Here is a 24,068-nt window from a genome sequence, read left to right as displayed (position 1 = left end):
TAATGGAGAAATCTAATCGGTATGTTATACCTGAGAGAAGAGTGAGGAGTTATCCAAGGGTTGTAAAAGGAAAACCTCAAAAATACCCAAGAAAAAGCCAGTCAATCTCTTAACTGACTGGCATTACTCCTTCAGGAGAGTTTTTTTATGGCTAGCCTTTTAAAAAACGATCTTTTTTAAAACTGCTCGTTTAAAAGAGACTAAACAGGATTAATTCAGCCCTAGCTTGTGTGCCACATAGTCCGCATCTTTGTCGCCGCGACCGGACAGGTTTACCACAATATTAGTATCTTTAGACATTTTTGGTGCTTCACGTATTGCCCATGCGACCGCATGCGAGCTTTCCAGTGCCGGCACAATCCCTTCAACCCGTGATAGCTGAATAAAGGCGTCCAAACATTCCTGATCAGTAGCAGTGGTATATTCGACACGACCAGCATCTTTCAGGAAGCTGTGCTGTGGCCCTACACCCGGATAATCCAGCCCAGATGCAATCGAGTGTACCGGGAGTGGCTCACCCTGCTCATCTTCCAGCACATAACAGGCCATACCGTGTAACTGACCCGGTTTACCTAAGGTGAGGGTTGCAGAGTGCATATCGGTATTCAGGCCATGACCGGCTGGCTCAACACCAACCAGTTTTACTTCCGGATCATTCAGAAACGCGGTAAAAGCGCCCACAGCATTAGAACCACCACCGACACAAGCCACAATATAATCCGGCTGTGCACCAAAACGTTCCTGCGCCTGAACTTTAATTTCATCACCAATAATGGCCTGGAAATCACGTACCATCATCGGGAATGGATGCGGTCCCACCACCGAACCAATCGCATAAATATAGTTTTTCGGATCTTTTAAGTATTCTTCGAAGGCGCTGTCTACCGCATCTTTTAAGGTTGCAGTGCCGCGGGTCACGGAAATCAGCTTGGCGCCCAGAATTTTCATTTTTACGACATTTGGATGTTCTTTCTCAATATCGACCTGACCCATGTGAATTTCGCATGGAATACCCACCAGAGCACAGGCGGTTGCCAATGCCACGCCATGCTGACCAGCGCCAGTTTCGGCAATGACTTTGGTTTTGCCCATATATTTGGCCAGCAAGGCTTCACCTAAACAATGGTTAATTTTATGTGCACCAGTGTGGTTTAAATCTTCACGTTTTAAATAGATTTGTGCCCCGCCCAACTGCTCAGATAAACGCTTGGCATGAAATAGCGGACTTGGACGACCTACATAATGTGCGAATAGCTCAGCCAGTTCCTGCTGAAATTCCGGAGTCTGACGAATTTCTTCGTAGGCCACTTTAATATCATCCATCGCCGCTTTCAGATGCGGTGGAATAAACTGCCCGCCATATTCACCAAAAAAGCCATCTTCATTGGGTAAGGCAACGCCATTCATCTGAGAGTTCATGCAGTATTCCTTCTATTTTATGAAGCTTAACGCGCCAAATAACGGGTTAAATCTTCAATCCCCTTTAACGTCATGGGATACATATGATTTTCAAAAATTTGCTGAATTAAACCGATGGTCTGGGTGTAGTGCCAATATTGCTCTTGTTCCGGGTTCAGCCAGGCGGTTTTATCAAAATGCTGGCGTAAACGGCGCAACCACACCTGCCCGGCCTCATCATTCATATATTCCACTGAACCCCCAACGGCATTCAGCTCATAAGGTGCCATACTGGCATCCCCGACCACAATCACACGATAGTCGCGTCCATAGGTATTGAATAAGTCCCAGGTATTCATACGAGTGTGTGAACGGCGCACGTTGTCTTTCCAGACATAGTCGTACAGGCAGTTATGAAAATAAAAATATTCCAGCGTTTTAAATTCGGTTTTGGCGGCACTAAACAGCTTTTCACACTGGGCGATGTGCGCATCCATGGAGCCGCCGACATCAAACAGCATTAACACTTTAACCCGGTTACGCCGTTCGGGTACCAGTTGCACATCCAGAATACCCTGTTTGGCGGTTTCACGAATGGTGCCATCGACATCTAATTCTTCAGCCGCGCCCTGACGGGCAAACTTGCGCAGACGGCGCAGCGCCATTTGCATTTGCCGTGAACCGAGCAGCTGGTCGTCATCCAGATTACGGTATTGACGCTGTTCCCAGACTTTAACCGCTGAACGTTTACGGCCCGGCCCGCCTATACGCACCCCTTCAGGATGATCACCATAGGCACCAAACGGCGAGGTTCCACCGGTCCCAATCATGCGGTTACCGCCCTGATGCTTTTTATGCTGTTCGCGTAAACGCTCTTCCAGCATTTTCATCAGCTCTTCCAATGAACCGGCTTTTTTCAGTTCTTCGCGCTGCTCCGGGGTTAAATGCTTTTCCAGCAGCTCCAGATCAAACCAGTCTTTCGGCAGCTTATGGACTTGATTGAGCAATTCATCCAGATCAAAGGTAGAGATACCATCAAAGTAATCTTTCATGGCCCGGTCGAACTTGTCAAAAAAGCGCTCATCCTTGACCATAATGGTTTTGGCCAGATGATAAAACTCATCCTGATTGGCAAAGACCAGACTTTCTGCCACTGCACGGTTCAGGTCAATCAGTTCACGAGTGGTGACCGGGACGCCGTATTTTCTTAAGGTATAAAACAATCGCACAAACATGTGGCGATTACTCCCTTAACGACGGGCCATAAAGGCTAAGCGTTCCAGTAACTGAACATCCTGCTCGTTTTTAATCAGCGCGCCATACAATGGTGGAATGGCTTTGGTTTTGTCAGCATTACGCAGAATATCGTCCGGCATGTCATCCGCCATTAACAGGCTCAGCCAGTCAATCAATTCAGAGGTTGATGGTGGTTTTTTCAGGCCCGGAATCTGGCGTAGTTTAAAGAATACCTGTAAGGCTTCTGACACCAAAGTCGTGGAGATATTCGGGAAATGCACATTGATGATGTCGCGCATGGTGGCTTCATCAGGGAAATCAATATAATGGAAGAAACAGCGACGCAAGAAAGCATCGGGCAGTTCTTTTTCATTATTGGAAGTGATGATCACAATCGGACGCTGCGTTGCGCTAATGGTTTCTCCAGTTTCATAAACGAAAAAGGACATTTTATCCAGCTCATGCAGCAAGTCGTTTGGAAACTCGATATCGGCCTTGTCAATCTCGTCAATCAGCAGTACACAGCGCTCTTCACTGCTAAACGCTTCCCACAGTTTGCCCGGCTTAATATAGTTTTTAATATCATAAACCCGGTCATCCCCCAGCTGGCTATCACGTAAACGCGACACGGCATCATATTCATACAGGCCTTGCTGGGCTTTGGTGGTCGATTTGATATGCCAGGTAATCAGTTTCAGTCCCAGGCTTTGTGCGACCTGCTCGGCCAGTAAGGTTTTACCGGTACCCGGTTCACCTTTAATTAACAGCGGTTTCTGTAAACGGCGAGCCGCCTGCACCGCCAGCTTTAAGCTGTCAGTGGCGATGTATTGATCAGTACCAGTGAAGTATTGTGTATCTACAGACATGAGATAACCTTATTTCAATTTAAACTTATTTTTGTAATTAAAGCGCTGTGCTGTTGTTCTTGGCAGCAAGACCTGCTTTACGCTGGCTATATTTAGACCAGAAATAACCAACCACCAGTCCTAAACCAATCACCACCAGAATGGCAGATAAATTGGACCAGACCAACGGCATTTCCTTGGTTAATACACCAAACAGCAAACCAAAGGTGGCCGGTGCAATACCTGCATTATGCCCTTCGGAAATGGTAGGCGTCAGCAAGATGGCAAAGACCACAATCCAGCTTACGCCGCCAAGTGGATGAGGCAGACGTTTGGCAATTTCATACCAGCACCATAAAATAATCAGGCTACCCAGCAGATAGACCGTAACAGCAATGGTATTTTCAGGAATTGATTCTAAAAAAGTCATTAAATTTTCCATCACTCAACTCCTGAATTTAACTTAGGCACCGCGTAAGCCTTCTGGCTCAACCGCATTCGGATTAATTAAACCTTCTGGCGGCATTTGAATAAAGAAGCCTTTGGTTTGAATCGAATCCATGACATGCAAAATATTGGCCCGCGCCAGCTTGCGGTTTTCATGTAGTTCTAAATCCATAACAAACGTTGCACGACCAAATGCAGTACGCAGCACTTCCGGCACCACTTCAAGCGGATCTGCCGCTTCTGCTTGATCATCTTGGCTTTCAATACGAGCGACATAAAGATACATTTCATCTTTTTTGCTCGATTTATAAATTGAACAGAACATATTCAGCACAATACTCGTTTAACTCAGGCCAAAGCATACATCAAAAAAAAGACGGATACATTAGTGATTATTAACGCATCAGTCGTGATTGTGTACAAATCATAATTCTGGCAGCAGTTTGCTGTTTTTTTAATCCATCACTTTCATATGATTGGATAAATACTGCTGATCTTGATGCAGCACTTCAATCAGCGGCTTGGTCAGCAGATCATAACGCCAGCCCAATAAATAGTCCGGTAAATCCTGCTCATCATTTTTAAATACCACATGCTGATACAGGGCATTCAGCCATTTTTTCCGCATCAGTACTTCTTTGGGGATACCGGTTTCATTGACGCCGCGCTGAATCACCTGCTCAATGTGCTGTCCCACCTCTTTGGAAGAATGGCGAATTGGACGCGCCATGCGCAGCGGCCAGTGCTCTGGATCGGGCAGGAATTTCAACAGGTCTAAAATGGTTTTGCCATGTTCACGTAAAATATTCGGACGGATCTCCTTCACGTGTGACAGCTGAAAATTATTTTTCGGATTTTTTTCAACCAGATCCAGCAAGGTGGTATTTTTCAGAATAAAGCTACGTGGCTGGTTCAAAGCCTTAACCATCTGTTCACGCCAGACCACCAGTTGCTGTAACTGCATAAGCTGACGGCGTGAATGGCGGTAATTGCCCACATCCTGATACAGACGCTCTAGCGGTGTATCCTCCCCAATTTCCTGGGTTAAATGACGGCAGTCTTCTACCACCAGATTCAGTAACGATTTTTGCTGCAAGTCCTGCTGTACTTTTTCTGCCAGTTGCATTAAATACAGCACATCATTGGCTGCATATTGCAACTGTTCCGGTGATAATGGTCGCGCCAGCCAGTCCGAACGGGTCTGGTCTTTGTCAATATCGACCTCTAGCACCTGCTTTAGAGCATTCTGATAGCTGACCTGCAGACCATAGCCCAAAAAGGACATGCCAACCTGGGTATCAAATACATTTTTCAGTGATTTTTGCTGGGCATAATGATAGATCAGGTCGATATCTTCGCCGCAGGCATGGAAAATATTCTGCTGCGCCTGGAAGATTTTTTCCCAGAACGCCGAAAGATTCAGCGTTGTTCCATCCAGCAAATAAACTTTTCCTGCGACATTAATCTGGAACACCCCCAATTTGGGCCATAAGGTATCAACCTTGATGAATTCGGTATCCAGTCCATAGGTAGAGTTTTGACTCATTAATGTTAAAACATTTTCAAAGTCTTGTTGCTGTTGAATAAATTGGAACATAGCAGAGAGAGTCGTTAAAGTTTCTCAAGGGGTATTTTAACCAATAAATATAATTTAGCTATAAAAAAATAAAACTTACGGTATATTTTGCTGATTTTTTTTAAAGTTTAAGCTCAAGATAAACAAAAGTTTATATTTTTTATATCTTAGTTAAAGTTTCAATATTTGATTAAGACACTATTTAAAAAGTTGAAATCTGATGAAATAAGCACCGGGGTACTTATTTCATGCGCATACGGTTATGGACGGCCTGACTTAAAGTATGACTGTCGATATATTCCAGTTCACCACCTTGCGGCACACCTTGAGCAATCCGGGTCATCTGTACCGGCAAATGCTTGGTGGCCTCGACCAGATAATGCGCCGTCGCCTGACCTTCTACCGTGGCATTGGTCGCCAAAATCACTTCTTTGACCTGACCCGAACTTAAACGGTGAATTAAAGCCGGAATTCCGATTTCTTCCGGGCCAATCCCGTCAAGTGGCGATAAATGCCCGCCTAAGACATGATATTTGCCACGGAAGCTGCCACTTTGCTCAATCGCCATCACATCGGCTGGTGATTCCACCACGCAGAGTAATTCTTCATCACGTTCCGAAGATGCGCAGATATTGCACACTTCATCTTCGGTTAAAGAATGGCAGATGGAACATTCGTGAATATGCGTGGTCGCCTCATTTAAGGCATAAGCCAAACCCAGCGCGCCTTCACGGTTTTTCATGATCAGGTGCAAGGCCATGCGCTGGGCCGATTTTGGCCCAACACTTGGCAAAATACGCAAGGCTTGTACCAGTTGATCAAAACGATCGCTGAACACAGATGCGCTACCTTAGAACATGCCTGCCAAACCTGGTGGTAAGCCCATACCAGAATTCGCTGCTTTCATACGTTCTTCAGAAATGGTTTCTGCCTGACGCGCTGCATCATTCATGGCCGCAGCAATCAGGTCTTCAATCATGTCTGGATCGTCTTGTAACAGTTCAGGATTGATTTCGATACGCTTCACAACGTTACGGCAGGTCATGGTTACTTTGACCAGACCACCGCCCGCTTCGGCATGCACTTCAGTTTGTGCCAGTTCTTCTTTGGCTTTCTTGATATTGTTTTCTACTTCTTTCTGCATGCGCTGCGCTTGCTGCATTAACATATTAATGTTCATAAAAATCTCCGAACAAAACTGACATCTTTGGCTAAGCACTCTACACGAAAATTCAGCAAAAAGATGTCAGAATTTATAAATTAAATCAGGTCTAAACCACGGCTAAGGTCGCGAATAATATCATCAATATCTTCCAGACCCACAGAAACACGAATTAAACCTTCTGAAATACCGGCTTGCTGTTTGGCTTCGGCAGACATACGGCCATGTGAGGTGGTAGCAGGATGGGTAATTGTAGATTTTACATCACCAAGGTTACTGGTAATGGATAAGAAACGCGTGTTATCAATGACGGTCCATGCGCCTTCACGCTCACCTTTCACCACGAACGATACAACACCGCCAAAACCGCTTTGTTGTTTTTTCGCTAACTCATGCCCTGGATGCTGCGGCAAACCGGCGTAATATACGGTTTCCACTTTTGGATGGGCATCCAGCCATTCTGCCAGCTTCTGCGCACTGGCACAGTGGGCTTTCATCCGCAGGTTCAGGGTTTCCAGACCTTTAAGGAATACCCAGGCATTAAACGGGCTCATCGAGTTACCCAGGGTACGAATCACGCCATTAATTTCTTCCAGCAGCTGGTGATTACCCACCACAGCACCACCCAGGGCACGGCCCTGACCATCAATATATTTGGTTGATGAATAAATGATTAAATCCGCACCAAATTTAATCGGCTGCTGTAAAACCGGGGTACAGAAAGTATTGTCGACGGCAAACAAAGCATTGGCTGCATGGGCAATATCGGCAATCGCTTGCAGATCACCGACCTGTGCCAACGGGTTAGATGGGGTTTCAATAAACAGTAAGCGTGTATTTGGGCGAATCGCCTGCTGCCAGGCCGCTAAATCTTCCAGATCAACAAAGGTTACATCTACGCCAAATTTCATGACATATTTTTCAAATAATGAAATGATCGAACCGAATACCGCGCGTGAACACACCACATGATCGCCGGCTTTTAAATAGGCCAGAGTAATCGCATGTACCGCTGCCATACCTGAACTGGTGGCCACAGCACGTTCTGCGCCATCGAGCACGGCTAAGCGTTTTTCAAAAGTATGGACAGTCGGATTGGTATAACGGGAATAGGTATTCCCTTCAATTTGCCCAGAAAATTTGGCGGCTGCATCAGCTGCACTTTCGCAAACAAAAGACGATGTTAAAAAGATGGGTTCACTATGCTCACCCTCGAAGGTACGGTCATGACCAGTACGAATTGCCAAAGTATCTAACTGATATTCGATCTCGTCTTGTTCGCTCATCTCGATTTTCGTCCTTAGACTACCGTTATAAGAATTGCCAACATTTTGAGCGCCCAAGGTGTTTAAGGTCAAGGTAAAATATGGAAATATCGCTTAGACTTCATCCAACTCAGCGTCATGACAAGCAGATAGAGGCTATGAACCCAGTACAGAAAAAATTTGCAGATCAACGCAAGAAGTTAAAAAACTTATCGACCCGGCTTTTTAACAGCAAGACTTTGGTGCTCTCCCAAACCACACCGTATGAGATCATTGGCGAATACCAACACGCACAAATCCGTTATTACGCTTCACCCAATAAAGCCTATCAGGAGCCGCTGGTCTTTGTTGCGCCGCTGGCGATTAATATGGCGATTTATGATTTGTATCCCTATCGCTCTTTAATCAAGCATTTCCAGCATAGCGGTTTTGATGTCTACCTGATTGACTGGGGACGTTTAAACTATACCCATCGTCATTTAAATTTTATGTACTTTATTAATGCTGCGATTCCGCATTGTATTGAGCAGATTCGACAGCATTCCCATAGTGAGCAGATTTCCCTGCATGGCTGGAGTATGGCCGGCGTCTTTGTGATGCTGTATACCGCCTATCGTCAACCTCAGATTGTGAAAAACCTGATGGTGCTGGGCAGCCCGGTAGATAGTTATGCTTCCGGTCGTATCGGCCAGCTGTTTAAACGCAGCAACCAGCTGATTTCACGTAATCACAAATTAAAACAGGCCTTACATCAGGGCTCTATTCCCCCACATTTCATTCATACGCCCGGCATCATCAACGCTTTAGGTTTTAAAATTCTAGATCCTAAAGGCTGGCTGGACAGTCAGCGCCAGCTGTTTCTCAACCTGCATGATCCGCAAATACTGCATGAACATGCCACGCTGGGGAATTTCCTGAACAATATGATTGATTATCCGGGCGGGATTAATCAGGACATGGTACTGAATGTCTGGCTGCAAAATCCGCTGAAAAACGGCATTATCCGCCTAAAGGATGAACATATTGAACTGAAAAACATTCGCTGTTCTTTATTTGTTGGGGCCGGGCAAAGCGACCAGATTGTGACGGCCGCCGCTGCACAGCCTTTAAGCCAGTTGACAAGCAGTACAGATGTCACGTTTACTCTTATTCCCGGTGGTCACTTAGGCCTGATGTCCAGCCAGAAAAGTGCCAATGAATTCTGGCCCAAGCTGACCCGGTGGCTCGAGCAAAGATCGACAAAAATACACAAGGAAACCGCATGATTCAGTCCGTTGCATTTATTGGTTTGGGCGCTATGGGATACCGCATGGCAGCGCATTTACCCCAGCATTTTGATACAGTCTATGTCTGGAACCGTAATTTTGCCAAAGCCGAGCAACACGCAGCGGAATATGCCACCCAAGCGGTTCAGCTTGAACAGGCCGTACAGGCCGATGTGATTTTCTCCTGCCTGCCGACCAGCCAGGATGTAGAACATCTGTTAGACGGTTTGAGTTTAAAAGCCGGCTCCATCTGGGTGGACTGTACCAGCGGTGTCCCGGATTCTGCCCAAAAAGTGGCTGCGCAGCTCAAAGCACAACAGGTAGATTTTCTGGATGCACCTGTCAGTGGACAAACCATCGGTGCAGAAAAAGGCACCTTAACCGTGATGGTGGGCGGTGATGCGCAAGCATTTGAAAAAGCCCTACCCGCGATGCAGGCTTTTGGGCAACTGATCAAGCATGTCGGTGAACCGGGCGCCGGTTTTGCCGTTAAAGCCATTAACAACATGCTGATGGCTGTCAATTTATGCGCCGTTGCCGAAGGATTTACCACCTTAAAAGCGCATGGGGTAAACTTAAACGAAGCGCTGGATTGTATTAATGCCTCAAGCGGCAAAAGCGCGGTAACGGAAATGGTGCTACCTCAACGTATTCTTAATCGCGCATTTCCACTAACCTTTGCCCTGCCACTACTGGCCAAAGATACCGGAATTGCTTTAGACTTGGTACGCGATGCAAAACTTTCAGCACCGGTACTCGGACTGGCCCAAAGTTTGATTCAGGCTGCCAATGCTACTGCTGAACCAGATAGCGACTTCTCCAGCGCCGTTAAAATGTATGAGGCCTGGAGCAAGATTACAATTGAGTAAGATCTGGCCATTGAATAATCAGAATAAAACCTAATATTGTGAGTAGATGCTTACCCACAATGTTATTACAGAGGAAACTCGTATGAATAAGCTCACTGTTGCATTATTGACCAGTCTTGCAACATTCATTGGGGCAAATACCACTGCTTTTGCTTCAGCACAGGAATGTCAAAAGCTGAAAAATGATCATGATGTGATTTATGCATCAAAAGGCTTCTGCTTTAAAGATCCTGAAGCCAAAGCCAAGTTTGGCAATGACAACTGCTATACCACCAAGCCAAAATTTTCTGAAAGAGAGCAACAACGACTTGACGAAATCAAGGCGCGTCAGAAAGAATTGAACTGTAAATAATTCAATGCATTGATTAAAGGAAATATCATGGCTTACGATGATCAAAATATTTTTGCAAGAATCCTGCGTGGAGAACTGCCTGCAATTAAAGTCTATGAAGATGAACAGGTTCTTGCGTTTATGGACATCATGCCTCAGGCAGATGGTCATACACTGGTCATCCCGAAATCACCTGCGGTTACCCTGCTCGACTTAGATCCACAAGTCGCAGCCTACACCATTCAGGTGGTGCAGAAAGTTGCCAAAGCCATGGAAAAAGCCTTAGGACTAGATGGAATTGTATTGATGCAGCTGTCTGGCGCTGCTGCGGGACAAACTGTACCGCATGTTCATTTCCACCTCATTCCTACCTCGGTACATCAACTCGGTAAACATGCTGCGCAGATGGGTGACCAGGAAAAAATCATGCAACTGGCTGAAAAGATTAAAGCAGCGCTTTAAAATATTTTCCCCGGTGAAATGTAAAAATGAATGGAGCGGCTGCTCCATTTTTTTAAGCAGAACTTCTGCTAAACCTATTTTTATGACACTAAAGTGTCAATTCGCTTGCAATTAAGTGATTCATTTAAAAATTTTTCCCGATTTGGAAATTTATCTTTTTATAACAATGCTATTAAAAGTAAGTTTTTGATCTGATTTGTACTTTTTAATAATTTTGAAATATTTCCTTAATATTACTGTCGCATTTGTAAGGAATACTTAGCACCAATAGAGAACGGGGGTAGATCAATCCTACTTCTGAACAATGTTTAGGACTAAAAACAATAGTCTGTATTGGAGCTACACATGAAAAAAACGCTTTGCGCATTAGCAGTTGGGGCAACCTTATTTACACCAGCATTAGCTATGGCTGCTGATGTAAAAGTATATGGTCGTGCACACGTATCTTTAGACTATCTTGATGATGGTGCAGACTACAACGAAGTTGGTCTTTCTTCTAACTCATCACGTCTAGGCTTCAAAGCTGAACAAAAATTAGAAAATGGCATGACTGTTTTTGGTCAAGTTGAGCAAGAAATTAACTTTGCTAGCGGCGAAAAAGACAGTAAAGGTGTTAATTTTGCAACTCGTGATACCTTTGTAGGCTTAAAAGGTGACTTTGGTCAAGCGCGTGTAGGTCGTTTTGACAGCCCATTCAAAGTTGCTCGTGGTCCAGTCAACTTCTTTGGTGACATGGTTGGCGACATCCGCAATGTAACTCGTGCTGATATGAAGTTTGACGAACGCAATGAAAATACCATTGAATATAAATCACCAAAATTTGGTGGTGGATTCAACGTTTTAGCTGCAGTTTCAATGCATAGTGATAAAAATATTGCTAAAGATGCTAACGGCGAAGGTGTTGAGGATAATAAAGCATACGATCTAGCTTTAACATATAAAGAAGGTCCAGTTGACTTTGCTGCTGCTTATGAGCGCTACGAAGAAAACGCAGCAATTGGTGCAGGTGAGCGTGATGGTTTCCGTATCGCAGGAGCATACAAATTTACACCTGAACTAAATGTTGGCGCTTTATATCAATTATTAACACACGACAATGAAACTGCAAACCCAGATGCACAAGTATTTGGTGTAGCGGCTGACTATAAAGTTGCGCCGAAGACTTATGTACGTGGTCAAGTCTTCCACCGTGACGTTGACACCGACGATGCAAACTCTACACTTTTAGCAGTTGGTGTTGAACATCGTTTAGATAAGGCTGTACGTGTATATGCAAACCTTGCAACTATGCTAAATGATAAGAATTCGAATCTAGTGCCATGGAAAGAAGCTCGTTCAAATAGCGTAAGTGGCGAAGATGATGAAAATGCTACTGCTCTTTCTTTAGGTTTCCGTTACGACTTCTAAGTCTTAACCGAACTTAAAACATAAAAAACACGCTTCGGCGTGTTTTTTATATCCAGATTTATGGATTTAAAAAGCCAACCTCAGGTTGGCTTCATTATATAAACAGGCTTATCTTTTCAAGAAGCCTGACACCATATTCAGCACATTCTGAATATCATTATTGGCTTCAGTTTTACTGGTCTGCTCACCCTGTGGAGTTAAAGAGTCAATAATCTGTGGCAACACCTGTGAAATTGCGCCATAAATATCCTGTTTAGGGGCATGGGTTTGCTGCGCTACCTGTTCCACTTCTTCATCATCAAACAGATTCTGGACTTCCTGCGGATTCACACTGGCATTCTCGCCCGGCCCGGTCGAAACCCAGTCATCCACCTGGCTGCTTAGGCCCTGACCTTTTAATTTGTCCAGTGCACCTTGCAAACCACCCTGCTTTTGAATCCAGGCCAGCACCAAAGGCAATACCGCAACCAGAAGAGAAGTTTTAGAACTACCACCTAACCCCTGACTGGAACCACCGAATTGGCCCAGCACAGAGCCTAAAATCCCACCCAAACCGCCTTGCTGGCTTTGCCCACTCTGCTGGTGATTATTTCCAAGTTGACCTAGAACTGAACCGAGAATACCGCCTAGCCCACCACTTTGTTGGGATTGGTGCTGATTGGAATTTGAACCTAAGGCCTGTTTCGCCAAAATTTCCACAATATTGCTTAAGTTTGTCATGATTTTTATTTCTTCCTTTAATGACATTCACTCAGCATACGATGCTTCATTCATTTGAAACATCCGAAATTGTTATGTTTTTGCAAAAACCGCAGAAAAGCTGAGCATTACCAGCGATATTTATCCCAGTTTTCCGGGTTAGCCCAAAATTTGGAGTTAAACCAGTCCGGCACATGCTTATAGGTCAAAATATTAAATTGCCACAACATTAGGTCATGCTGCGGCTGGCTTTTATCCATCAGTTGGGTAAAGCCCAAGGCACGTAATAATGCTTCATCTTGACGTTTAGTCACCACCACCATACGTTTGGCCAGCAAATCACGCAGTTTCACCAAAAGCTGCGATTTCTGCGCGCTGCTCAAGTCTGTCATTTCTTCAGTATCGAGTAGTACAAAAGCCAAATCAAAACGCTGGGTAAAAGGCAGATTTAAAAGCGTAGTTACGTTAAAATATTGCCATTGAATTGTCTGATGATGATCGTATTGTTCAAGATGTTGACCAATACACAATGCAGTAGAAACTGGCTGCTCCTGGGTTAAATCGTCTAGCATAGAAGTGATGACATTCATCTCAGCCATGACTGCATTCCTTATGATGAAAGTGAGTATTTTTTATGGAACTACAAGGCATTTGCCATAAAATGCATGCAGGTCTAAAGGACCTTAGTGTAACTGATCAACAGACACACCGGGCAAATGTTGAATATAAATTTATTCTGGATCGCTCAGAAATCGAACTGCCTTTTCGCTTGGGTCAAGAAATAGAAATTGAATGGACCGGCAATATTTACTGTGTTTCTTGCGGCAGCAAAACTCCAAAATCCTATTCACAAGGTCACTGCTTTAAATGCTTTAAAACCAAAGCGTCCTGTGACATGTGTATTATGAAACCGGAAACCTGTCATTATCATTTAGGCACTTGCCGCGAAGAAGAATTTGCACGATCTGTCTGCTTCCAACCGCATGTGGTGTACCTGGCCAACTCCAGTGGCTTAAAGGTCGGAATTACCCGTATTGGCCAAATGCCAACACGCTGGCTGGATCAGGGCGCAACTCAGGCCTTACCGATTATGAAAGTCGGCTCTCGTCGTTTATCTGGCCAGCTGGAAATCATGTTTGGCTCACAAATTGCCGATAAAACTGACTGGCGCAAACTGCTCAAAGGTGAAGCTGAACCGGTCGATTTAATTGCGACGCGTGACCAGCTGATTGAAGAATTTGCACCTAAAATCAGCACAATTCGTGAAGAATTTAACCAGAATCTTGAGTTTAATGAAACATTGGAATTGATGGAGCAGGAACGTCCACGTGAGTTTATTTATCCGGTGGAACAGTATCCTGAAAAAATTAAATCGCATAATCTGGATAAGACCCCGGTGATTCGCGGCAAACTTTTCGGGATTAAAGGACAATATTTAATTTTAGATACTGGCGTAATTAATATCCGTAAATATACCGGCTATGAACTGATTATCCGTACTGAATAAACTTTTCACCAAAATATAAGCACAATAAAAAAACCGGCGCTTGCGCCGGTTTTTTTGATACTGTCAGACTTATTCAATATCTGCTTTAGCTTTCAGATACTGGGTATAGTCATCCAGCTCTTGCTGGGCGCGCAGCTGTTGATACAACTTGGCCAGCTCCTGTAACTGTTCAGGCGTTAAAGCATTTGAAGTGGTACGGTTCACATTCGATACCGCCACGACCACCAGTTCATTCGGCAAAGCTGCCGTGGTCACAGACCACATTCCTTGCTTCGGTGGCATTAAGCTGAATGCAGCACGCTCAATTTCACGCTTTAAACGGCCTTCAGCACGGGTAAATACACCGGCATCTTCAAAACGGATTTGCTGCTGTGCCAAGACTTCTGCAGCTGGTTGTGTCTTGAACTCATCCAGTGATTTCTGGATTTTGGCTTTGGCTGCGTTAAAAGCTTTTTCTTCAATCAGTTTGGCACGTACACGTGGTGTTGCTTCAGCCAGAGTTTGCACACCCGCAGCATGATACTCACGTACTTTTACCCAAACCACATTACCATTGGCCATTTGAATGTTACTTGAAGCGTTACGGTCGCCATTTTTCACATCATCATTAAACAGTTTCACCTTCACACTTGGATCAGATAATACCGGATGCTGAGAGGCCAGACTAAAGCCTTTCACCGATTCAACCTTGGTGCCTTTGACTTCCTGAGATACCACATCCAGCGCATCACTACCCACCACCATCTCATTCAGGCTATTTACCGTATCTGAGAAGGCATTTTGCTGTTTGGTCTTTTTCAGTTCTGCAGTTAAACGGGCTTTTTCCGCTTCAAAAGAAGGCACCTGAACTGCATCGGTTTCAACCTGAATTAGATGATAACCATATTGGGTTTTCACTGGCTGCGAAACCTGACCTGATTTCAGACTGGTGACTGCCTGATCAAAGGCATTGCCAAAGGCACCCACGTCATAAGCCTCAAATAAGCCACCCTTGTCTTTAGATTCCGGGTCTTCTGAATATTTCTGTGCAGCAGCGGCAAAACTGGTGCCCTGCTGGATTTCAGCATACACCTGATCCGCCAGTTTTTTGGCTGCCGCATCATCACGTGCATCGGTGGTAATTAAAATATGTTTAACCTCACGCGCTGCATTTTTTTGCTGGGCTTCAACAAACTTGTCATAGGCCTGTTGCAATTCTGCATCGGTGATTGCAGCTTCAGTCGCGGAAATATGTGCTGGCGTCAGAACAATAAAGTCGACATCAACATTGGCGACCTGCTTAAACAGGGTCGAATGTTTATTGTAATAATCACTGATTTCTTGCGCTGAAACCTGAATATTTTTCTTATATTCATCCAGTTTAATGCTGGATAAATGCAAGGTACGCTGTTCGGTTTGTAAATTGGCAATCTGCTGGATATCCAGCTCGCTCACCAAGGCATGATCCATAAAGCTCGCGCTAAGCATTTTCAAGGCATGATCCTGACGCAGATTCTGGATTAAAGCCTGACTGCTCATACCCACTGAACGCAGGTAATTGGCATACAGTGCTTCAGAAAACTGGCCATTTTCCTGAAAGCTTGGTTGCTGGGCAATCATCTGCTCAATTTGCGCATCGCTTAAGGAAATACCCAAATGTTCAGTCTGTTGTAACAGCAAGGTGCGTGCAATCAGAGTATCGAGTGCTTTATTTTCAATATATGACTGATTCAACAAGGTCTCATCACCTTGTGTATAGCTGAGATATTGTTGTTTTAATGAGTTGGTTAAGGCTTCTAATTCCTGTTTGGAAACCTGTTGCCCATTTACTGATTTTGCCGAGTCGGCAGAATTGCCGCCACTAAAATATCCTTCAATACCTACAAGTGCTAAAGGGATCAGAAACAGAACGAGCAAAACCTTGCCCAACCAGCCCTTAATAACATTACGAAAAGATTCCATAAGTATTCCAATATTTTACTTGTGCAGGATTTTAACCGAAAACCCTCAGCGAATGAATGTATTAAAACCCGAAACTCTGATTATTAATAAAAAACGCGCCAGGAGGCGCGTTTAATACTGCTTAAAAGATCAAGCTACAGAATCTTTTAAACCTTTACCTGCTTTGAAGCTAGGTACTTTGCTTGCTTTAATCTCAAGTGTTTCACCAGTTTGTGGGTTACGGCCTGTACGAGCAGCACGTTCTTTCACATTGAAAGTACCGAAGCCCACTAAAGTCACTGTGTCGCCTGCTTTCAGCGCTTCAGTGATTGAAGCAATTGTAGCGTCTAAAGCCTTACCAGCGTCAGTCTTAGACAATCCCCCTTTCTCTGCAATTGCATCAATTAATTCTGATTTATTCATGAAGATTACGTCCTCTTAATATCGTTTATTTAAGGTCCAAAGATTTCGTTTAAGTTACCGTAATGCCTTTATAGCAATGCTTTGAGGGTAAAAGCAATACTCCCCAGACGCATTTATACAAAATAAGTTGCAAAAATCTGCCAAAAAATGCCAAAGCTGTCGAGATTTTCACTTTTTCAGGAGTTGTTCTTTTAATTGCTTATTTTCTTCAATTAAAGCATCGACTTTGCTGTGCAGTTGCAGCACCAGCTGCTCTAAATGCTGGATATCTTTCACGGTTACCAGCCCTATACGGTTCAAGGAATGATGAACACTATGATCAATCATCCGTTCGACCTTATCTTTGGTATCGACCACCGATTCTTTGGCCTTTTCAGAAACTTTTTCTACGGTCTGATCGGCAATTTCGGTGGTTTTGGATTCCAGTTCTTCCCCCACCTTGACCAGTGAGTCAAATAATTTATTGCCTTCTTCTTCAGCACGGGAAAATGCGCCTAAGCCGGCCAGCCAGATCTGTTTGGTATATTTGCGAAAATCTAGCGCCGATTTACGCCCTGAACGTACTCTTGCTTTGTTTTTAGACGCTTTTTCATTTTCGTTTTGTGGTTCTGGCGATTCTACTGCTGCTTCATCCATTCGCATTTCTCCTGCTTATTTTGTATACCATTCAATATCATAAACCAACAAAATGCTCTTATAATAGCAAATTAAGCACTTGAACGTTTTGTTAAACTGTTCTACAAAGCAAGAATATTATGTATTACTTCCTGGTAATGCACCGCTTGGATATGCACGACTCGATCTGGTTAGGGACTAAATTGTATGAATGAATCGCAACAAAGACAAAATGAATCACATTTGTTGCTGACGATGGTGATGATTGTTCTGGAAACAATCTTTAGCTTTATCTTGAAATATGATCGTGTCGTTGCACTTCAGGCCAAAAAATTTGTAGACCAGAAAATTGCAGTCAAAATTAACAGCTATATCCCCTATTTCGACTTCTATGTGCAGTTTAGCGAACACGGCATCCTGTTTGATCTAAAAGCACCTGAAAAAGCCGTCGAATTAGATGTCCGTACCACATTGCTGGATTTGATCAAGATTTTTGTCTTGGGGAATCGCCGCAGTATTCGAGCCATGCGCATTGAAGGCGACCCGACTTTAAAAGATGAATTCCGTGATCTGCTGACCTTATTCAGTATTCCTAAAGTGCTGTCGGACTGGCGTCAATGGCTGGCCGATCCTGAACACGAGCAGGAACTGGAAACCTCTAAACGCCGGATTGCCCCGTTATTAGAGAAAATTGACCTGCAACGCTCGACCATTAATACCCTGCAGGTAGAAGTTAAACAGTATAAAAACCGCATTCGTCGCATGCAACGCAACCAAAAGCGAATTAATCTGGCTTTTAGTCTAATTACTCTGCTATTAATTGCGTTATTAGTGTATAATTTATGGATTGTTTAAATCCTTAATTTCCCTGCGATTGAATCGAATATCCGAATAATAAAAAAACTTGACTATTTTAGTCAGGATTCATAGAATCTACACATCTAGTCCAACCATGTGTATCGAATCATGCGCTTAACCACTCGCGGTCGCTACGCAGTGACTGCTCTACTTGATCTAGCTTTGCAGCCAACTGAACAAACGATCACTCTTGCAGAAATTGCAGCTCGACAATCTATTTCTGTCGCTTACCTTGAGCAGTTATTTGCGAAATTAAAGCGTCACGGCCTGGTTTCCAGTATTCGTGGAGCCAATGGTGGTTATCATCTGGCGCGTAATGCTCAAGACATCACTGTGTTAGAAATCATTGAAGCTGTAAACGAAACCGTTGATGCTACTCGCTGCGACCATAAAGGCAACTGCCAGAATGGTGCGATGTGCTTGACTCACGATTTATGGCAGGAACTCTCCCACCACATTGCCGATTATCTCGCAAAAATCTCGCTTGCTGACCTCGTAGCTCGTGACAACGTTCAAACCGTTTCACTACGCCAAAATTCAGCATCTTTTGATTCAGCTCTTTTATCGGTTACAGGTATTTGACATGAAACGTCCGATTTATCTTGACTATGCAGCAACCACTCCTGTAGACCCTCAAGTTGCAGAACGCATGATGGAATGCTTAACTTTCGAAGGTACCTTCGGTAATGCTGCATCTCGTTCACATGCCTATGGCTGGCAAGCAGAAGAAAAAGTGGAATATGCACGTGAACAAGTTGCGAACTTGATCAAAGCTGACCCACGTGAAATTGTCTGGACTTCAGGCGCAACTGAATCTGACAACCTTGCCCTAAAAGGTGTGGCTCAATTCTATGCATCTAAAGGCAAGCACATCATTACCTCTAAAATTGAACACAAAGCAATTTTAGATACCTGCCGCGAGCTTGAGTCTGAAGGCTTCGAAATTACCTATCTTGAGCCACAACCACAAACCGGTTTAATTACCCCGGAAATGGTTCAAGACGCAATTCGTCCAGATACTATTCTTGTTTCCCTGATGATGGTGAACAACGAAATTGGTACCGTGACTGACGTTGCTGCAATTGGTGAAATTACCCGTGCCAACAAAATCTTCTTCCACGTTGATGCTGCACAGGCTGCGGGTAAAGTCGAGATTGATCTTTCAACCTTAAAAGTTGATTTAATGAGCTTCTCTGCACACAAAATCTATGGCCCTAAAGGCATTGGTGCCTTATTTGTACGCCGTAGCCCGCGTGTGCGTCTGAAAGCGCAAATGCACGGTGGCGGTCATGAGCGCGGTATGCGTTCTGGTACGCTGGCGACCCATCAAATCGTAGGTATGGGCGAAGCATTTGAGCTGGCAGGTAAAAACCTGGAAGCTGAACAAACCCGTTTACGCGTGTTACGTGACAAACTCTGGAATGGCCTGCAAGACCTTGAACAAGTGTTCCTGAACGGTCACCCGACTCAAAACGTAGCCAACTACTTAAACGTCAGCTTCAACTTTGTTGAAGGTGAATCATTAATGATGGCGCTTAAAGATGCAGCAGTATCTTCAGGTTCTGCATGTACGTCTGCAACGCTTGAGCCATCTTATGTACTGCGTGCGCTAGGTCTGTCTGACGAGCTTGCGCACAGTTCAATTCGCTTCAGTTTTGGCAAATACACCACTGAAGAAGATATTGATCATGTGTTATCAATTACCAAAGCTGCTGTTGAGAAATTACGTGAACTTTCTCCGCTTTGGGATATGTATAAGGAAGGTATCGACCTTTCTACAGTTGAGTGGGCGGAACACTAATTCGACACTGAGATGAAGCTTTATTCAGCTTCATCTCATTGATAAAACGAATATTGACCCCATATTAATATTAACGCTGACCCCGAGGTTTGGAGAAGCAAAATGGCATATAGCGAAAAAGTAATTGATCATTACGAAAACCCACGCAACGTTGGTGTTTTAGACAAAAATGCAGACAACGTAGGTACAGGCATGGTCGGTGCACCAGCATGTGGCGACGTAATGCGTTTACAGATTCAAGTGAATAATGACGGTGTAATTGAAGAAGCACGCTTTAAAACCTATGGCTGTGGTTCGGCAATTGCATCAAGCTCACTGGTGACTGAGTGGTTAAAAGGTAAAACCTTGGACGAAGCTCAAGCCATCAAAAACATTGATATTGCAAACGAACTGGCTTTACCACCAGTTAAAGTACACTGCTCTGTACTTGCAGAAGACGCGATTAAAGCGGCTGTTGAAGACTATCGTACCAAACAGCAAAAAGCTTAATTGTTTCTCGTTTTAAAGACAGATTAACGGAGTTTTCATGATCCATTTAACTGAAAATGCTGCAACTCATATCAGCAATTACTTAAAGAATCGCGGTAAGGGTGAAGGTATTCGCGTTGGCGTGAAAACTTCCGGCTGTTCAGGTCTGGCCTATGTGCTTGAGTTTGTTGATGACATCAATGCATACGATCAGGTATTTGAACAGCACGGTGTAAAAGTATTCGTTGACCCGAAAAGTTTAGTCTATCTTGAAGGTTTAGAGATGGACTATGTCAAAAACGGCTTGAATGAAGGCTTCGAATTCAATAACCCGAATAAAAAAGGTGAATGTGGTTGTGGTGAATCCTTCACGGTTTAATTCCCGACCCTCCCTTCTTTTGCAGATTAAAACAGTGTCTTGTACACTGTTTTAATCGCATTTATGCAGTCCTTTTTTGCAATCAATCGCGGATTATCTCTCCCATGAATCATTTTGAGCTGTTTAACCTGCCTGTAGCACTCGATATTGATTTGGCTACTTTAAAAGCAGAATTTTTAAAGTTACAGCAACAATATCACCCCGATAAAGCCGAAGATAAAGACCAGGCGCTGATTCAGTCCAGCGAAATCAACCAGGCGTATAAAGTTTTATCTCAGGTTGACAGCCGCGCAGGTTATTTACTGAGCTTAAAAAAACAGGATTATCATCTGGATCAGTCGATCAGTGATTTCGAGTTTTTACAGTCTGCCCTGGAAATTCGTGAGCAGCTGGATGATGCCCGCTCTGCCGATGAACTGGCTTCCCTGAAAACCGAAGTCCAGCAATGGATTGATGGTCTGGTTCGCGAATTTAAAATTGATTATGCAGATGAAGACTGGGGCGAAGCACGCGATACAGTACGTAAATTGCGTTTCTTCCAGAAAGTCATGACCGATATTGACAAGGCTGAAGATCGTTTCCTCGACGACGACAGCTTTGACCTAGATGACGATTTTTAATTTTATTTTTTCAAATTAACGTGCAAAGGATGTAACACAATGGCGCTCTTGCAAATTGCAGAACCAGGACAATCAAGCGCACCGCATGAACATCGCATTGCGATTGGAATTGATTTAGGCACCACACATTCACTGGTGGCCACTGTTCTTTCGGCGCAAGCCAAAGTCCTTCATGATGAACAAGGTCGTGTGTTACTTCCCTCAATTGTTCATTATGCCGAAAATACCACGCAATATGGCAATGATGCCAAACCGTTTATCACCAGCGATCCGAAAAATACCATTGTTTCAGTGAAACGATTTATGGGTCGCTCCAAGGCAGACATCAAGTTTCAGCACCCTTACGATTTAGTAGGTGAAGCCAATGAAATGCCGGCTTTTGAAACTGCACAAGGTCGTAAAACACCGGTAGAAATCTCGGCTGAAATTTTAAAACAGCTGAAAGACCGTGCTGAAGACAGCCTGAAAAATCCGGTCAATGGCGCAGTAATTACTGTTCCGGCCTATTTTGATGAAGCTCAGCGTCAAGCCACACGTGATGCAGCTCAACTGGCTGGCCTGAATGTGCTGCGCTTACTTAATGAACCGACTGCTGCTGCAGTGGCCTATGGTCTGGATCAGGACAGCAATTTAAGCACCGATCGCAACTATGTGATTTATGACTTAGGCGGCGGTACCTTTGACGTATCAATTTTACGCTTCTCGCAAGGCGTATTTGAAGTACTGGCGACCGGTGGTCACACTGCATTAGGTGGTGATGATCTAGATCGTTTAATTGTCAAATGGGCGAAAAAACAGCTGAATATTGACACATTAAATGACACCGAATATGCCCACTTTGTCGTTGCAGCGCGTAAGGCCAAAGAAGCGCTATCGGATGCGAAATCAGTAGAACTGCAACTGTTAGACCAAACACTGACACTGGATCGTGCAACTTTTGAAAGCATTATTCAGGTGGCGTTAGACAAGACCATTAGCGTCTGCAAACGCGTGCTGCGCGATGCCAAACTGGAACTGACCGATATTCAAAACGTGGTACTGGTTGGCGGCTCTACCCGCTCCTATGCGGTGCAAAAAGCTGTCCGTGAGGTATTTAACCAGGAACCGCTGTGTACTATTAACCCGGATGAAGTGGTTGCGATTGGCGCCTCTATTACGGCCAATCAGCTGATTGGTAATACCAAAGATGGTTCATTGCTTTTAGATGTTACCCCACTGTCTTTAGGTCTGGAAACCATGGGCGGTCTGGTCGAACGTTTAATTTCACGTAATACTGCAATTCCAGTTGCGCGTCGTCAGGAATTCACCACTTATCAGGATGGACAAACCGCCATGCTGATTCATGTGGTGCAAGGTGAACGTGATCTGGTTGAGCATTGCCGTAGTTTAGGCCGTTTTGTCCTGCATGGTATCCCACCAATGACTGCCGGTCAGGCGCGTATTGAAGTCACCTTCCAGGTTGATGCCGATGGCCTGCTTAGTGTTTCTGCCAAAGAAACGACTTCTGGCGTTTCCGCGCATATCGACATTAAACCGTCTTATGGTTTATCGAGCGAAGATACCGAACGTTTACTGCTTGACGGTTTCAAATACGCAGAAGAAGACAAACACCTGCGTCATTTACAGGAAACCAAGGTCGAAGCACAGCGTGAACTGGAAGCTCTGGAACAGGCGTTAAAAGTTGATGCACAGCTATTGAGCGCAGAGCAACTGGACGCATTGAATAGTGCGAAAACCCATTTGTACAGCCAGCTTGAAACAACCGATATTCAGGCTATTGAACAGGCTGTTGAACAGCTTAAAATACACAGTGATGCTTTTGCTGCGCTTCGCATGAACCAGCATATTGATGCTGCTCTTAAAGGCACCAAGCTCGACGACTGGTCAAACTCAAACTAATTTAAGGTAAAGACTATGCCACGTATTAAAGTACTTCCACATGCGCAATTCTGCCCAGAAGGTGCTGAGTTTGAAGTTGAACAAAATGCCAACCTGTGCGAAAGCCTGTTAAAAAATGGCATTAAAATTGAACATGCCTGTGATATGTCATGTGCCTGCACCACCTGTCACGTGGTGGTACGCCGCGGTTTTGACAGCCTGGAAGAAATGAATGATGTCGAAGCTGATCTGTTAGATCGTGCTTGGGGTCTAGAACCTGATTCACGTTTATCTTGTCAGGTACAGGTGGTTGATGAAGATCTGGAAGTTGAAATTCCAAAATACACCATCAACCATGCTTCTGAAAATCACTAAGACTTAAAACAGAAAAACCACGCTCTGATCTGACCCCAATAAGTTGGACGGTTTGATTAAGTAGCTTTTAAGGACTGAGTTCTGTATTCTACAGGACTCAGTCCTTTTAATTTAACCTTGATTCGTTCATGGTTATAATAATGAATATATTCTTTCACGGTCTGTTCCAACTCTTCAACTGAATTAAATTCCTCACCATAGAAACATTCTGATTTAAGTATTCCAAAGAAGCTTTCCATTGAAGCGTTGTCCAGACAGTTAC

General features: G+C 44.2%; 29 protein-coding genes. 14 read left to right on the top strand and 15 right to left on the bottom strand.

Annotation, left to right across the window (positions count from 1 at the left end):
- Window positions 1–210: 210 nt before the first annotated feature.
- The 9 genes from trpB to FTU50_RS12960 form a co-directional block, all read right to left on the bottom strand.
- Window positions 211–1,419, bottom strand: coding sequence for a tryptophan synthase subunit beta (gene trpB / locus FTU50_RS13000; RefSeq protein WP_075167962.1), 1,209 nt, complete (start codon window positions 1,417–1,419; stop codon window positions 211–213).
- 26 nt (window positions 1,420–1,445) lie between these two features.
- Complete coding sequence (locus tag FTU50_RS12995) at window positions 1,446–2,633, bottom strand: VWA domain-containing protein (protein ID WP_180069818.1); 1,188 nt, start codon at window positions 2,631–2,633, stop codon at window positions 1,446–1,448.
- A gap of 15 nt (window positions 2,634–2,648) precedes the next feature.
- Entirely contained in the window at window positions 2,649–3,500 is an 852-nt protein-coding gene (locus tag FTU50_RS12990; RefSeq protein WP_180069815.1) for a MoxR family ATPase, read from the bottom strand.
- A gap of 37 nt (window positions 3,501–3,537) precedes the next feature.
- Window positions 3,538–3,921, bottom strand: a complete 384-nt coding sequence (locus FTU50_RS12985) for a hypothetical protein (RefSeq protein WP_045795396.1) — start codon at window positions 3,919–3,921, stop codon at window positions 3,538–3,540.
- Between the two features lie 21 nt (window positions 3,922–3,942).
- A complete protein-coding gene (locus FTU50_RS12980) occupies window positions 3,943–4,251 on the bottom strand; it encodes a YcgL domain-containing protein (RefSeq protein ID WP_005178417.1) in 309 nt (102 codons plus the stop codon).
- A 129-nt stretch (window positions 4,252–4,380) separates the two neighbouring features.
- Window positions 4,381–5,523: an HRDC domain-containing protein gene (locus tag FTU50_RS12975; protein ID WP_075167963.1), complete on the bottom strand. Its 1,143-nt coding sequence runs from the start codon at window positions 5,521–5,523 to the stop codon at window positions 4,381–4,383.
- 220 nt (window positions 5,524–5,743) lie between these two features.
- On the bottom strand, window positions 5,744–6,340 hold the full coding sequence (gene recR, locus FTU50_RS12970) for a recombination mediator RecR (protein WP_005178420.1): 597 nt from the start codon (window positions 6,338–6,340) through the stop codon (window positions 5,744–5,746).
- Window positions 6,341–6,352: 12 nt separating this feature from the next.
- Window positions 6,353–6,682, bottom strand: coding sequence for a YbaB/EbfC family nucleoid-associated protein (locus FTU50_RS12965; protein ID WP_005178423.1), 330 nt, complete (start codon window positions 6,680–6,682; stop codon window positions 6,353–6,355).
- Between the two features lie 80 nt (window positions 6,683–6,762).
- Window positions 6,763–7,950, bottom strand: coding sequence for an O-succinylhomoserine sulfhydrylase (locus FTU50_RS12960; RefSeq protein ID WP_005178426.1), 1,188 nt, complete (start codon window positions 7,948–7,950; stop codon window positions 6,763–6,765).
- 137 nt (window positions 7,951–8,087) lie between these two features.
- Here FTU50_RS12960 and FTU50_RS12955 point away from each other — a divergent pair, with 137 nt between their 5' ends.
- The 5 genes from FTU50_RS12955 to FTU50_RS12935 all read left to right on the top strand — a co-directional run bounded on the left by FTU50_RS12955 (window position 8,088) and on the right by FTU50_RS12935 (window position 12,263).
- A complete protein-coding gene (locus FTU50_RS12955) occupies window positions 8,088–9,194 on the top strand; it encodes an alpha/beta fold hydrolase (protein ID WP_168393805.1) in 1,107 nt (368 codons plus the stop codon).
- Window positions 9,191–10,063 (top strand): NAD(P)-dependent oxidoreductase, encoded by an 873-nt coding sequence (locus FTU50_RS12950; RefSeq protein ID WP_104487170.1) that lies wholly within the window; start codon window positions 9,191–9,193, stop codon window positions 10,061–10,063. Before FTU50_RS12955 ends, FTU50_RS12950 begins: the two co-directional genes overlap by 4 nt.
- Before the next feature lie 82 nt (window positions 10,064–10,145).
- On the top strand, window positions 10,146–10,415 hold the full coding sequence (locus FTU50_RS12945) for a YARHG domain-containing protein (protein WP_045795400.1): 270 nt from the start codon (window positions 10,146–10,148) through the stop codon (window positions 10,413–10,415).
- A gap of 27 nt (window positions 10,416–10,442) precedes the next feature.
- Window positions 10,443–10,856 carry an HIT family protein gene (locus FTU50_RS12940; RefSeq protein WP_075167966.1) on the top strand — a complete coding sequence of 138 codons (414 nt, stop codon included), beginning with the start codon at window positions 10,443–10,445 and terminating at the stop codon, window positions 10,854–10,856.
- 345 nt (window positions 10,857–11,201) lie between these two features.
- Window positions 11,202–12,263 carry a porin gene (locus FTU50_RS12935; protein ID WP_104500230.1) on the top strand — a complete coding sequence of 354 codons (1,062 nt, stop codon included), beginning with the start codon at window positions 11,202–11,204 and terminating at the stop codon, window positions 12,261–12,263.
- A gap of 108 nt (window positions 12,264–12,371) precedes the next feature.
- Here the strand turns inward: FTU50_RS12935 and FTU50_RS12930 are convergent, their stop codons facing one another.
- Entirely contained in the window at window positions 12,372–12,983 is a 612-nt protein-coding gene (locus FTU50_RS12930; RefSeq protein WP_104498286.1) for a YidB family protein, read from the bottom strand.
- A 107-nt stretch (window positions 12,984–13,090) separates the two neighbouring features.
- Window positions 13,091–13,561, bottom strand: coding sequence for a DUF6231 family protein (locus FTU50_RS12925; protein WP_075174535.1), 471 nt, complete (start codon window positions 13,559–13,561; stop codon window positions 13,091–13,093).
- A 35-nt stretch (window positions 13,562–13,596) separates the two neighbouring features.
- Between FTU50_RS12925 and FTU50_RS12920 the strand changes: the two genes are divergently transcribed.
- A complete protein-coding gene (locus FTU50_RS12920) occupies window positions 13,597–14,469 on the top strand; it encodes a DUF2797 domain-containing protein (RefSeq protein WP_075174536.1) in 873 nt (290 codons plus the stop codon).
- Window positions 14,470–14,538: 69 nt separating this feature from the next.
- Here FTU50_RS12920 and FTU50_RS12915 read toward each other — a convergent pair whose 3' ends face one another.
- From FTU50_RS12915 to FTU50_RS12905, 3 genes are all read right to left on the bottom strand, one after another.
- Complete coding sequence (locus FTU50_RS12915) at window positions 14,539–16,410, bottom strand: SurA N-terminal domain-containing protein (protein WP_075174537.1); 1,872 nt, start codon at window positions 16,408–16,410, stop codon at window positions 14,539–14,541.
- 129 nt (window positions 16,411–16,539) lie between these two features.
- Window positions 16,540–16,812: an HU family DNA-binding protein gene (locus FTU50_RS12910; RefSeq protein WP_005178445.1), complete on the bottom strand. Its 273-nt coding sequence runs from the start codon at window positions 16,810–16,812 to the stop codon at window positions 16,540–16,542.
- Between the two features lie 168 nt (window positions 16,813–16,980).
- Entirely contained in the window at window positions 16,981–17,448 is a 468-nt protein-coding gene (locus tag FTU50_RS12905) for a phasin family protein (protein ID WP_005178447.1), read from the bottom strand.
- A gap of 186 nt (window positions 17,449–17,634) precedes the next feature.
- Here FTU50_RS12905 and FTU50_RS12900 point away from each other — a divergent pair, with 186 nt between their 5' ends.
- From FTU50_RS12900 to fdx, 8 genes are all read left to right on the top strand, one after another.
- Window positions 17,635–18,282 (top strand): hypothetical protein, encoded by a 648-nt coding sequence (locus tag FTU50_RS12900; RefSeq protein ID WP_005178449.1) that lies wholly within the window; start codon window positions 17,635–17,637, stop codon window positions 18,280–18,282.
- Window positions 18,283–18,393: 111 nt separating this feature from the next.
- On the top strand, window positions 18,394–18,867 hold the full coding sequence (locus FTU50_RS12895; protein ID WP_075167970.1) for an Rrf2 family transcriptional regulator: 474 nt from the start codon (window positions 18,394–18,396) through the stop codon (window positions 18,865–18,867).
- 1 nt (window position 18,868) lies between these two features.
- A complete protein-coding gene (locus tag FTU50_RS12890; RefSeq protein ID WP_005178458.1) occupies window positions 18,869–20,086 on the top strand; it encodes an IscS subfamily cysteine desulfurase in 1,218 nt (405 codons plus the stop codon).
- A gap of 102 nt (window positions 20,087–20,188) precedes the next feature.
- Window positions 20,189–20,575, top strand: coding sequence for a Fe-S cluster assembly scaffold IscU (gene iscU / locus FTU50_RS12885; protein WP_005178460.1), 387 nt, complete (start codon window positions 20,189–20,191; stop codon window positions 20,573–20,575).
- A 37-nt stretch (window positions 20,576–20,612) separates the two neighbouring features.
- Window positions 20,613–20,933 (top strand): iron-sulfur cluster assembly protein IscA, encoded by a 321-nt coding sequence (gene iscA / locus FTU50_RS12880; protein ID WP_045795408.1) that lies wholly within the window; start codon window positions 20,613–20,615, stop codon window positions 20,931–20,933.
- 104 nt (window positions 20,934–21,037) lie between these two features.
- Window positions 21,038–21,553, top strand: a complete 516-nt coding sequence (gene hscB / locus FTU50_RS12875) for a Fe-S protein assembly co-chaperone HscB (protein ID WP_016659013.1) — start codon at window positions 21,038–21,040, stop codon at window positions 21,551–21,553.
- Between the two features lie 39 nt (window positions 21,554–21,592).
- A complete protein-coding gene (hscA, locus tag FTU50_RS12870) occupies window positions 21,593–23,452 on the top strand; it encodes a Fe-S protein assembly chaperone HscA (protein WP_160243068.1) in 1,860 nt (619 codons plus the stop codon).
- A gap of 15 nt (window positions 23,453–23,467) precedes the next feature.
- On the top strand, window positions 23,468–23,806 hold the full coding sequence (gene fdx / locus FTU50_RS12865; RefSeq protein ID WP_005178469.1) for an ISC system 2Fe-2S type ferredoxin: 339 nt from the start codon (window positions 23,468–23,470) through the stop codon (window positions 23,804–23,806).
- A 56-nt stretch (window positions 23,807–23,862) separates the two neighbouring features.
- Here fdx and FTU50_RS12860 read toward each other — a convergent pair.
- Window positions 23,863–24,068: IS3 family transposase (locus FTU50_RS12860; protein ID WP_180069811.1), on the bottom strand; the 206-nt coding region annotated here is incomplete at its 5' end.

It is taken from the genome of Acinetobacter sp. YH12112, from assembly GCF_013418945.1.
In the GTDB taxonomy this organism is placed as follows: Bacteria; Pseudomonadota; Gammaproteobacteria; order Pseudomonadales; family Moraxellaceae; genus Acinetobacter; species Acinetobacter indicus.
Note: the sequence above shows the minus strand (reverse complement) of the source record. Positions and strands in the feature narration are given on the sequence as shown.